Raw genomic sequence first — 11229 nt, 5'->3', positions numbered from 1 at the left:
TCATAGAGTTACGGCGGCCATAGCGGAGGGGAAACGCCCGGTCCCATTCCGAACCCGGAAGCTAAGCCCTCCAGCGCCGATGGTACTGCACTCGACAGGGTGTGGGAGAGTAGGACACCGCCGAACACCCGTTAACCGGAAGGCCCCCACCAGCATTGGTGGGGGCCTTCCGGCATTTCAGCACCTCTTTCACCGATCCACGCGCGATACCGCCGGCACGCACGAGTGCAGGATTCGAAGACGCCAGAAATCCAGGAAGCCCGCCACGACAGCGTCGGGCGCGGCCCTTGCCGTCGACGGTCAGTGCTTCTCGTTGATCTGGAACGGAGCCCGTCGGCCCTGCTCTCTGCCGAGGGCGACCCAATGAGATCAGACGTCTGAGGTCTGTAGACTCCCTGTGGGAGGTGACGGTGATGGCCGGACAGATGCTGCGAAACGGGCCGTTGGTGCCGCAGCTCGAGCAGGTTCTGCGCGGGCGGATCGACTCCGGTGAATGGCCGGTGGGCCGTAGGCTGCCCAGCGAGGCGGAGTTGGCCGCGGAACTCGGGGTGGGGCGTTCGTCGGTTCGGGAGGCGGTGCGTCTGCTGGCGCGGGACGGGTGGCTCGACGTCCGGCACGGCGTCGGAACATTCGTCGCAGAGCCGCCTGCCGCGGCGGCACTCGAGCAGCTGCTGCGCCGTTCCCGGGTTCTCGAGGTGCTGGAGGTCCGTCGTGCCCTCGAAGTCGAGGCGGCGCGGCTGGCGGCCGAGCGCGGCCACTCTGAGGATCTGGCCGACCTCCGCCGGCAGGTCGAGGAACGGCACGCGAGCCGGTCCGCGAGTGCCTCCGAGTTCGTGTCGGCGGATCTCGACTTCCATAGATCCGTCGTCGTGCTCGCCGGCAATTCGGTACTGACGGCATTGTTCGACTCGGTTCGGCCTGTTCTCCACGCCGCTCTGGTCGACATGGTGGAGAACGAACCGGCGCTGCCGGACACCGGCGGCGCCCACGACCGCCTCGTCGCCGCGCTGGAGCTCGGGGACGGTGCGGCCGCGGTCGATGCGACGACAGCAAACCTCGACCCTATGATCGCGAGCCTGCGTGACGGAAGGAACGGCCAGTGAGTACCGGTACGGATGACAAGGTGGTGCTGAGCACCGAGGGCGTCGATCTGATCCGCGACGGGCGAAAGATCCTCAGCAGCATCGACGTCCGCATCGAGCAGGGGCAGCACTGGGTGCTCCTGGGCGCCAACGGAGCCGGCAAGAGCACGCTGCTGAGTCTGCTCGGTGCCGTCACGCATCCCACCCATGGAACGGTCCACGTACTAGGGCATCGGCTCGGCCGGGTGGACATGCGTGAGCTGCGATCGCACATCGGACACGTCAATCCGCGGCACGCGATCGAGCGTCCGCTGACGGTGCACGACGTCGTGCTCACCGGACTGACGAACACTCCCGAGTTCGCGCAGCGGTGGCAGCCGACCGACGCAGACCGGGCGCGGGCCGCGGAACTGATCGCGATGATGGGAATGACGTCGCGTATCGAGGCACGCTGGCCCGTTCTGTCTCAGGGCGAGCGCGGCCGGGCGCTGATCGCGCGGGCGCTGATGCCCGATCCGCCGGTGCTGCTCCTCGACGAGCCGGCCACCGGCCTCGACCTCGCGGCCCGCGAGCAACTTCTCACCGCGCTCGACGAGATGAGGGCGCAGCACCCGTTGATGGCGAGCATTCTCGTCACGCACCACATCGAGGAGATCCCGACCACGACCACGCACGCTTTGCTGATTCGGGACGGTCGCATCACCGCGCAGGGGGATGCGGAGTCGGTGATCACCACCGCGCGCATCAGTGAGTGCTTCGACCACCCCATCACGATCGTGCGCCACGGCGGCCGGTATTCCGCGCAGTCCCGCACGGCCGTCCCGCCGTCCGCGGACTGACCCCGCCCGCAGGCAGATCTTTCGCAAGGCGTATAAATACATCTTGTGTCTAAGTTGTACTCAGCAGCCGAGTCGGCCTACCGCGAGGTCAAGGAACTGATCCTGTCCGGTGCACTGCCGGGCGGCGAGCTGATCAGCGAGGGCGAGATCGCGTCGCGCATGGGATCGAGCCGAACGCCGGTGCGAGAAGCTTTCCTGCGACTCGAGGCCGAAGGTTGGATGCGCTTGTACCCGAAGCGTGGCGCGTTGATCGTTCCGATCGCCGACGGTGAGGCCGAGCACGTCGTCGATGCCCGCCTGCTCGTCGAGGTGCATGCGGTGGAGGCTGTCGCGTCGAACCCGCGGGTGCGGGATGCGCTGGTCGCGGCACTACGGGAGAGCCTGGTGCGCCAGCGCGAGCTGGTGGCGACGGGCGGCGACGCGGCGCAGTTCAGTGCGCTCGACGCGGACTTCCATCGGACGCTCGTGCGTGCGGGAGGCAACCCGTTGCTCGAGACTTTCTACGACGGCCTGCGGGAGCGTCAGCGCCGGATGACGGCGTCGTCGCTCGCTCGGGACCCGGAACAGATCACCAAGATCGTCGAGGACCACTCCCGGCTGACGGACCTGATCGCGGCCGGCGACGCGGCCGGCTTCGCGGCCGCGGTCCGCCGCCACATGCGAGAGGTCCACGCGCTCGGAGAGGGGAGCCGGCGATGACAGCCGTCAGGGAAGACGCAGTCGTCGACCCGCGCTCCGCCGCCCGCCTGCGGCACTGGACGCTGGTCGCGGCGGGGATGTTCGCGGTCGCGTGGGGCGGAAACGAGTTCACGCCCCTGCTGGTGATGTACAAACTGGACCACGGCTTCACCCAGGTGGTGGTCGACACCTTCCTGTTCGCGTACGTGCTCGGCATCGTGCCGGCGCTGCTGATCGGCGGTCCGCTGTCGGACCGGTTGGGGCGGCGTCCGCTGATGATTCCCGCGCCGTTCATCGCGGTCGCCGGTTCACTGGTGCTGGCGACGGGGCCGGACTCGGCGGCGTGGCTGATCGTCGGACGCGTGTTGTCGGGTGTCGCGCTGGGGCTGGGGATGGCCGTCGGCGGGAGCTGGCTCAAGGAACTGTCCGCACCGGATCGCGATCCGGCTGCCCGGCCGGGGGCCGGTGCCCGACGTGCCGCGATGAGCCTGACGGCCGGTTTCGGCATCGGTGCAGGTGTGGCCGGTATCCTGGCGCAGTGGGCGCCGTGGCCCAGTGCGCTTGCGTACCTGGTTCATTCGGCGCTGTCACTGGCGGCGGGCCTCGCGCTGCTGCGGGCACCGGAGACCCGGCCTGCAGTACCGAAGAACGAGCGTCGTTCGCTGGCGCGGGATCTGAAGATTCCCGCCGTGGGGCACCGGCGCTTCCTGTACGTCGTCGCGCCGGTCGCGCCGTGGGTGTTCGGGGCGGCCGCATCCGCGTACGCCGTGATGCCCGCGCTCATGACCGGCCGCAGCGGCAGTGCCCCCGTGGCGTTCTCGGCGTTGCTGTGCATGATCGGGCTCGGATCCGGCTTCGCGATCCAGGCCGTCGGCCGCAGGATCGACACCCCGTCGAACGCCCGTGCCGTCGCGGTCGCTCTCGCGGTGCTCGTGCTGGGAATGTCGGTGGCGGCCGTCGCCTCGAACGTGCTGACTGTGCCCATGTCGATGATCGCGGCCGCGATCCTGGGCTGCGGTTACGGACTGGCGCTGGTGTCGGGTCTGCAGGAGATCCAGCGGATCGCCGGCCCGGACGATCTGGCCGGACTCACCGCCGTGTTCTACTCGCTGAGCTACCTCGGCTTCGCGGTGCCGGCCGTGATGGCGATGATCGCCGAATCCACCACCTCGCTGACCTATCCGATGATGTTCGTGTTCGGCGCTGTGGTCGCCGCAGCCAGCCTGGTGCTGGTCCTCGTCAAGTGGCGCCGGCACCTGCCCGAGGTGTCAGAGCGCGGGTAGCGGTTTCGCCCCGAGCCAGCTGTCCCACAGCGCCCGCAGCGGCCTGTCGGTGAAATGCGCTGCCAGATCGGTGAACTGCTCGGTGGACACCGTCGCGTGCCGATACTTCGCGGTCCACTGCTGCAACAGGCCGAAGAATGCGTCGTCCCCGAGGTGCTGCCGCAGCGCGTGCAGTGTGAGGGCGCCGCGCTTGTAGATGCGGTCGTCGAACATCAGTTCCGGTCCGGGGTCGCCGAGCAGGATGTCCTGCGGCTTGCCGGCCAGACCTCGATGCGCCTGCGCGGCGTGGGTGTGGGCATCGGGCCCGCCGGAGTTCTCCGACCACAACCATTCGGCGTAGCAGGCGAAACCCTCGTGCAGCCAGATGTCCTTCCACTGCCCGAGCGTGAGGCTGTTGCCGAACCACTGGTGCGCGAGTTCGTGGGCGACGAGACGTTCCGAGCCCCGTCGGCCGTCGCAGTGGTTGGCGCCGAAGATCGACAGGCCCTGCGCTTCGATCGGGATCTCCAGGTCGTCGCCGGTGACGACTACGGAGTAGTCCTCGAACGGGTAAGGGCCGAAGAGCTTCTCGAAGACCTCCATCATCTGCGGCTGCCGGCCGAAGTCGTGGTCGAACCGGTCACGCAGATCGGGGGGATGCACGGCGTGGAGCGGGACCCGGCCGTGGCCGACGCGTCGGCGCTCGTACGGGCCGATCTGCAGCGTCGCCAGGTACGTCGACATCGGCTCGGTCTGTTCGTACACCCACGTGGTGTGGCTGGCCTTGGTCTGCTTGCGGACGAGTTTGCCGTTGGCAAGGGCGTGATACGGCGAATCGGTGGTGATCGAGATGCGGTAGCTGGCTTTGCAACTCGGGTGGTCGTCGCACGGAAACCACGACGGCGCGCCGTTGGGCTGGCTCGCCACGAGTGCGCCCTCGGTGAGTTCCTCCCAGCCGACGTCGCCCCACTCGGTCACGATCGGTTGCGGGTTGCCCGAGTACTGCACGGAGATCGTGAGCACGCCGCCGGCCGGGATCTTCTGCGCCGGCGTGAGCGTGAGCTTCCCGTCGCGGTGGGTGTACTTCGCGACGCGGCGTCCGTTCACCGACAGCTTGGCCACCTGCATCGTCGGCGCGAGGTCCAGCGAGACGCGGGGGCGCACGTCGGTGGTGGTCGCGGTGATCGTGGCCTTGCCGGACAGTCGGTTGCTGTGCACCTTGTAGGTGAGTTCGAGGTCGTACCGGGACACCCGGTAGCCGCGGTTGCCGTTCCGCGGCAGGTAGGGGTCGAGCGGCCCCTCGGACGTCTTGCCGGGCTTCACCTTGCGGCTCCGTCGGCCGCCGAATCGTGCCACGGCATCGAGTCGTTCCACGGCGCAATCGGATTACCCTGCCATCGGGTGGACGCCGGGACGACGTCGCCGCGCATGACGAGCGACGCGGGGCCCACGGTGGCGCCGTCGCCGAGTCCGGCGGCAGGTAGCGCGACGCAGTGCGGGCCGAGGGTGGCGCCCGCGCCCAACGTGACGGTGTCCATGGACATGATCCGATCATGGAACAGGTGCGTCTGCACGACGCACCCTCGTTCGACGGTGGCGCCGTCACCGAGCGTCACCAGGTCGGCCTCGGGCAGCCAGTACGTCTCGCACCACACGCCGCGGCCGATGGTCGCGCCGAGACCGCGTAGCCACACGTTCATGACGGCCGTGCCGTTCGCGGCGCGCGCGAACCACGGGGCGGCGACGGTCTCGACGAACGCGTCGGACACCTCGTTGCGCCATACGAAAGAACTCCACAGCGGATGCTCGACGGCGCCGATCCGGCCGACGACGAGCCACTTCGCGGCCACCGACACCGCGCCCGCCACGGCGCCCGCGAGCATCAGGACCACGCCGCCGCACACAGCGGCGAGCGGGAAACCGCCCACCGAGACCAGCCACGCCAGCGTGAACAGCACCCCGAGGCCGATCCCGAACGTCACCATCACCGGGATCAGTCGGCACGTCTCGACGAACGCGCGGGCGACCTTCAGCCGCAGCGGCGGCTCGAAGGTGCGGGACGCGTCGGACTCGGTGGCGGCCCTGCGCAACCGGACCGGCGGGCTGCCCAGCCACGACGACCCCGACTTGGCCTTGCTCGGCGCGGCCGACAGCACCGCGACGAGCCCGTTCTTGGGGACCCGTCGGCCGGGACCGGCCATGCCGGAGTTGCCCAGGAACGCACGCTTGCCGACCTTGGCGGGTTCGATGCGCATCCAGCCGCCGCCGAGTTCGTAGCTCGCCACCATGGTGTCGTCGGCGAGGAACGCGCCGTCCGCGACGGTGGTGAACTTGGGCAGCACGAGAGCCGTGGAGATCTCGGTGTCGCGGCCCACCTCGGCGCCCAGCAGTCGCAACCACAGCGGCGTCAGCAGACTCGCGTACAGCGGGAACAGGAACGTCCGCGCCGAATCCATGAGGCGCTCGGTGGCCCACGCCTGCCAGCCCACGCGGCTGCGGACCGGGTGGTAGCCCTCGGTCAACCCGATCGACAGCAGGCGCACGGCGATCACCGTCAGTGCCGCGAAGACGAACAGGCTCGCCAGTGTCGCCACCGGCAGGATCACCAGCGCGCGCCGGAAGGCGTCGCCGAGATCGGCGGCGCCGCGGACCCGCAGGCCGACGAGGAGCAGGCCGGCGGCCAGACCGAAGATCGGCATGCCCGCCAGGACGACGGAGGTGACACCGAAGATCGGTACCCAGTGCGCGGCGCGGCGCGGTGGGTGATCCGGCCACGGGTGCGTGGCCTTGCCGACCTTGACGGCGGGCGATCCGGCCCAGTGCTGTCCCGCCTTGACCTTCCCGAACACCGCGGAGCCCGGTGCGACCTCCGCTCCCCGGCCGATCCGCGCGCCTGGCAGCAGTGTCGACCGAGCGCCGACGGCGGCACCGGCGCCGATCCGGATCTCGCCGATGTGTACGACGTCGCCGTCGATCCAGTGCCCCGACAGGTCCACCTCGGGCTCCACCGAGCACCCGTCGCCGAGCACGAGCATGCCGGTGACCGGCGGCAGAGTGTGCAGGTCGACGCCGCGGCCCACCCTCGCGCCGAGGGCGCGGGCGAAGTACAGCATCCACGGCGCGCCGGACAGATTGTCGGCGCCGCTGGCCTCCACGAGTCGCAGCGCGATCCACAGGCGCAGGTGTTCGGGGCCGCCGCGCCGGTACGTGCCCGGTTCCAGGCCGCGCAGCAACAGCCGAGCCCCGGCGACCGCGATGGTCATCCGGCCGAGCGGGGTGATGAAGAGGACGAACGCCAGCGCCACCCACCACCAGGACAGCGTCGGCGCCCAGTCGACGTCGAACCACGCCAGCACGTTTCCGGTGATCGCCAGCCACGTCACCCACTGCAGTCCCGTGAGCGTCATGAGCGGCACCGTGACCGCGATCTGGGCGGCCTGAGCACGGCGGGACATCGGGGTGACGTGCCGGGGCGCGGTACTCGCGGCGGGGGAGAGTTCTTCGAGGAAGGCGGCGAGGGAGCCCAGCCGCGGATGGTCGTACAACTGCGCGACGGTCACCTCGGGGAAGCGCTCGCGCAGCGCCGTCACCAGTTGGGCCGCGGACAGCGATCCGCCGCCGAGCTCGAAGAAGTCGTCGCCGGGTCCGGTGACGCTCGCGCCGAGGATCGACGCCCACAGGCCCGCGACCCAGGCCGCGGTGCCGTCGAGGCCCAGTGCTTCGCCCGGATCCTCCGCCGCGCCGGGCAGCGGCCACGGCAACGCGTTGCGGTCGACCTTGCCGGACGTGCGGGTGGGGAGTTCGTCGACCAGCGCGAGTCTGGGGACCAGGGCGGCCGGTAGCTGCTCGGCCAGCTGGTCGCGAGCCGCCTTCAGGTCGAAGTCGGGGTCGGTGCTGGCGAGGTAGCCGACGAGGACCGATGTCCCGGCCGCCGTCTTGCGGACCGCGGCGGCGGCGCCACTGACACCGGGAAGGTGCTGCAGCGCGTTGTCGACCTCGCCGAGTTCGATGCGGCGTCCGCCGAGCTTGACCTGGTCGTCGGCGCGGCCCTGGAACAGCAGACCGGAGGTGTCGAGGCGGACCAGGTCGCCGCTGCGGTACGCGCGGTCCCAGCCGAGCGTCGGCATCGGGGCGTACTTCTCGGCGTCCTTCGCCGGATCGAGATACCGGGCCAGCCCGACGCCGCCGATGACGAGCTCGCCGACCTCTCCTTCGGCGACCGGTTCACCGGACGCGTCCACCACCGCCAGATCCCAACCGTCGAGCGGCAGGCCGATCCGGACCGGACCGGTGCCGTTCATGCGCGCTCCGCACGCGACGACGGTGGCCTCGGTGGGGCCGTACGTGTTCCACACCTCGCGGCCGGGGACGGCGAGACGTTCGGCGAGCTCCGGCGGGCACGCCTCGCCGCCGAAGATCAACAGCCGCACCGCCTCGAGTGCCTCCGCCGGCCACAGGGCAGCGAGCGTCGGAACGGTGGAGACGACCGTGACGTCGCGGGAGACCAGCCACGGTCCGAGATCCATGCCGCTGCGTACCAGCGAGCGTGGTGCGGGCACCAGCGTGGCGCCGTGCCGCCACGCCAGCCACATCTCCTCGCACGACGCGTCGAACGCCACCGACAGCCCCGCCAACACCCGGTCGCGGGGGTTGATCGGATTGCCCTGCAGGAACATTTGTGCTTCCGCGTCGACGAATGCGGCGGCGTTGCGGTGCGTGACCGCGACACCCTTCGGGGTGCCTGTGGAACCCGAGGTGAAGATGATCCAGGCGTCGTCGTCGGGGGTGGGCGGGCGGACCTGCGGCACCTCCGTGCGGCGAGGGGCGGTGCCGGGCCGCACGCCGTCGGCGGTGAGGATCGCCGCCACCCGGGCCTCCCCGAACACCAACTCGGCGCGCTCGTCGGGGTCGTCCGCGTCGACCGGCACGTACGCCGCGCCGGCCGCCAGGACCGACAGGATCGCCACGTACAGATCGCGCGAACCCGACGGCATCCGCACGCCGACCCGGTCGCCCGCGCCCACTCCTGCGTCCGCGAGGCCGCGGGCGCCGGCATCGATCTCTGCGAGCAACTCGCGATAGGTGAGGGGGGCCGCGCCGTCGTCGATCGCGGTCGCGTCCGGGTGCTGCGCGGCCGTCGCCTCGAGGATGTCGACGAGGGTGCGGGGTGCGGGCGCGAGGCCCGCCCGCAGGAACTCGGCGGGTATCCGGTGCGACAACTGCTGGTCCGACTGGTCTGTTGCTTGCTGGGCAGACAATCCGGGACGTCCCTCTCTGTGCCTGGTCGGGCGGACATCAGGTTCTCTCACGTCCAGGTGTCCGGAGGATGAACACCCGCCCGGCCGGGCGAATCGCTTCTTCCCGGAGATTCTCCCTCGGATGTGTCGAAATCGGCGCGCCCCCGCACGTCGTGTTGACGAAAGCGGGGTACTCGGCCCCGCGTCGGAGGGAGGATGACGACATGTACTACTTGGCACTGCTCGCCGCCGAGGAGGGCGGACCCGCGTCGGTACCCGGGACCGACGAGTACGCCGCGTCGATGCAGCGGCATCAGGAGTTCTGGACCAGGGCGCAGGAGGCCGTCGCAGGTGGCGGGCTGTATCCGGGTTCGGAGGCCGCGACGATCCGGCACGACGGCGGCGGGAACGCGGTGGTGACGGACGGGCCGTTCGCCGAGGTCACGGAGGTGGTCGGCGGCTACTACGTGTTCGACGCCGCCGACCTGGACGCCGCGCTGAGCATGGTGCGGCAGATTCCCGAGGTCTCGACCGGGCACGTCGAGTTGTGGCCGATGGTGTTCTGGAACTCCCAGGACGAGCCGATGGACACGTGGTGGGCCGCACTGCTGCGCGAACCGTCCGGAGCCGCGAACGAACCCGGATCGGCCGAATGGGAGACGCGGGTGACCGAGCACAAGCGGTTCGGTGAGATCGCGGGCGACCGAATCAAGGGATCCGGCGCACTGTTCCCGCCGGCGTCGGCGACGACCGTGCGGCTGCGCGACGGGGAGATACTGCTGACCGACGGACCGTTCACCGAGGCCGACGAGATCGCGAACGGTATCTACGTGCTGTCCGCTCCCGACCGGGACGCGGCGATCGCGCTCGCCTCGCAGATTCCGGTCGGATCCAAGGGGTGCGTCGAACTCCGGCAGATCGTTGCCGGCTGACCGAGTCGCGGCCAGGTGGCGACGGTGGATCTCACGCGCCCGAACGGCTGCGCGGCGACCGCGAGGTGGACGCGTTCCGGCAGAAGTTCGAGGAGGTCGCCGAGGAGATGCCGTCCGTCGCGGACGACCAGTTGCGGTTGATCTTCACGTGCTGCCACCCGGCGCTGTCCGCGGAGTCACAGGTGGCGTTGACGCTGCGTCTCGTCTGCGGACTCACCACCGCCGAGATCGCGCGCGCGTTCCTGCGGCCCGAAACCACGGTGGGACAGCGACTCAGCCGCGCCAAGTCGAAGATTCGGAACGCGGGGATCCCGCTGCGGCTACCGTCCGACGAGCAGTTCCCCGAGCGGCTGCCCATCGTCCTCGCCTGCGTGTATCTCGTTTTCACCGAAGGCTACTCGGCGACGGCGGGGGAATCCGCGGTCCGGGCCGAGCTGTGCGACGAGGCGCTGCGGCTAGGGCGTCTGCTGTGCGTACTCGTGCCCGCGGAGCCCGAGGTGTGGGGCCTGTCGGCCCTGATGTGCCTGCAGGACAGCCGGCGTGACACCCGTGTCGACGCGACCGGACGGGCGGTGCCGCTCGACGAGCAGAACCGCGGTCGATGGAACCGCGAGCGGATCGCGGAAGGCTTGGCGTGCATGACCGTTGCCGGTGAGAGTGACGGCGGACGGTATGCGATCGAGGCGTCGATCGCCGCCGCGCACGCTGTCGCACCGACCTTCGCGGACACCGACTGGGTCGGCATCGTCGGCGCGTACGACCGGCTGCCGGCACTGCGGGAATCTCCGGCAGTGCGAATCAATCGTGCTGTGGCGGTGAGTTTTCGGGACGGACCCGACGTCGGGCTGCGGGTGGTCGACGAGTTGGGGACCCCCGGCGCGGATCGGCTCGAGCACGTGGTGGCGGCGTTTCGCGCCGATCTCCTGCGGCGGGCCGGGCGGCCGCAGGAGGCGACCCAGGTGTGACCACCGTCTCATGTTCGAAGGGTTGACGGTGGGTTGACATCGCGAGGACGGCTCTGCCATTCTCGTTGCCAGGTCACGAGTACCAGCGTCAAGCCCCGGCTAGCTGGTCGGCAACCCTCCAACCGCGGTGGGGTGCTCCGGGTGACGACCAGGTCATGGTCCACAAGGACATGGCAAGCGCGGACTCCGATGGCGTCGACTTCCACTGCCGACGAGTCCCAGGACTCGAAGGAT

The 11229-nt window shown here is 70.1% G+C and carries 8 protein-coding genes, 1 rRNA gene and 1 riboswitch; of the genes, 7 read left to right on the top strand and 2 right to left on the bottom strand.

Features of this window, described 5'->3' with window-relative positions; genetic code table 11:
- Nucleotides 1-9: 9 nt before the first annotated feature.
- From rrf to PSS76_RS14570, 5 genes are all read left to right on the top strand, one after another.
- Nucleotides 10-126 (top strand): 5S ribosomal RNA (gene rrf / locus PSS76_RS14590).
- Nucleotides 127-413: 287 nt separating this feature from the next.
- Nucleotides 414-1103, top strand: coding sequence for a FadR/GntR family transcriptional regulator (locus tag PSS76_RS14585; protein WP_084845068.1), 690 nt, complete (start codon nucleotides 414-416; stop codon nucleotides 1101-1103).
- The gene (locus PSS76_RS14580; RefSeq protein ID WP_081122533.1) at nucleotides 1100-1921 is read left to right on the top strand and encodes an ABC transporter ATP-binding protein; all 822 of its coding nucleotides are present in this window, start codon (nucleotides 1100-1102) and stop codon (nucleotides 1919-1921) included. Before PSS76_RS14585 ends, PSS76_RS14580 begins: the two co-directional genes overlap by 4 nt.
- A 45-nt stretch (nucleotides 1922-1966) precedes the next feature.
- Entirely contained in the window at nucleotides 1967-2620 is a 654-nt protein-coding gene (locus PSS76_RS14575; protein WP_064077708.1) for a GntR family transcriptional regulator, read from the top strand.
- A complete protein-coding gene (locus PSS76_RS14570; protein WP_064077709.1) occupies nucleotides 2617-3882 on the top strand; it encodes an MFS transporter in 1266 nt (421 codons plus the stop codon). Before PSS76_RS14575 ends, PSS76_RS14570 begins: the two co-directional genes overlap by 4 nt.
- Here the strand turns inward: PSS76_RS14570 and PSS76_RS14565 are convergent.
- On the bottom strand, nucleotides 3868-5184 hold the full coding sequence (locus PSS76_RS14565; RefSeq protein WP_337456290.1) for a M1 family metallopeptidase: 1317 nt from the start codon (nucleotides 5182-5184) through the stop codon (nucleotides 3868-3870). The two genes, PSS76_RS14570 and PSS76_RS14565, sit on opposite strands and share 15 nt — an antisense overlap.
- Nucleotides 5181-9170, bottom strand: a complete 3990-nt coding sequence (locus PSS76_RS14560; protein ID WP_443147374.1) for a Pls/PosA family non-ribosomal peptide synthetase — start codon at nucleotides 9168-9170, stop codon at nucleotides 5181-5183. The genes PSS76_RS14565 and PSS76_RS14560 overlap by 4 nt, the downstream gene beginning before the upstream one ends.
- A gap of 152 nt (nucleotides 9171-9322) precedes the next feature.
- On the opposite strand from PSS76_RS14560, the gene PSS76_RS14555 reads away from it, so the two are divergent.
- The gene (locus PSS76_RS14555) at nucleotides 9323-10030 is read left to right on the top strand and encodes a YciI family protein (protein ID WP_013414760.1); all 708 of its coding nucleotides are present in this window, start codon (nucleotides 9323-9325) and stop codon (nucleotides 10028-10030) included.
- Nucleotides 9997-10995: an RNA polymerase sigma factor gene (locus PSS76_RS14550; protein WP_337456281.1), complete on the top strand. Its 999-nt coding sequence runs from the start codon at nucleotides 9997-9999 to the stop codon at nucleotides 10993-10995. The genes PSS76_RS14555 and PSS76_RS14550 overlap by 34 nt, the downstream gene beginning before the upstream one ends.
- A 71-nt stretch (nucleotides 10996-11066) precedes the next feature.
- A riboswitch (SAM riboswitch) is annotated at nucleotides 11067-11181 on the top strand.
- Nucleotides 11182-11229: the final 48 nt, after the last annotated feature.

Source organism: Prescottella sp. D32, assembly GCF_037287305.1.
Lineage (GTDB): Bacteria > Actinomycetota > Actinomycetes > Mycobacteriales > Mycobacteriaceae > Prescottella > Prescottella equi.
This window is presented reverse-complemented; position numbering and strand designations above follow the sequence as displayed.

Coding starts and splice junctions, on each gene's coding strand:
- PSS76_RS14555 (WP_013414760.1), top strand. CDS start 9,323: ATGTACTACTTGGCACTGCTCGCCGCCGAGGAGGGCGGACCCGCGTCG.
- PSS76_RS14585 (WP_084845068.1), top strand. CDS start 414: ATGGCCGGACAGATGCTGCGAAACGGGCCGTTGGTGCCGCAGCTCGAG.
- PSS76_RS14570 (WP_064077709.1), top strand. CDS start 2,617: ATGACAGCCGTCAGGGAAGACGCAGTCGTCGACCCGCGCTCCGCCGCC.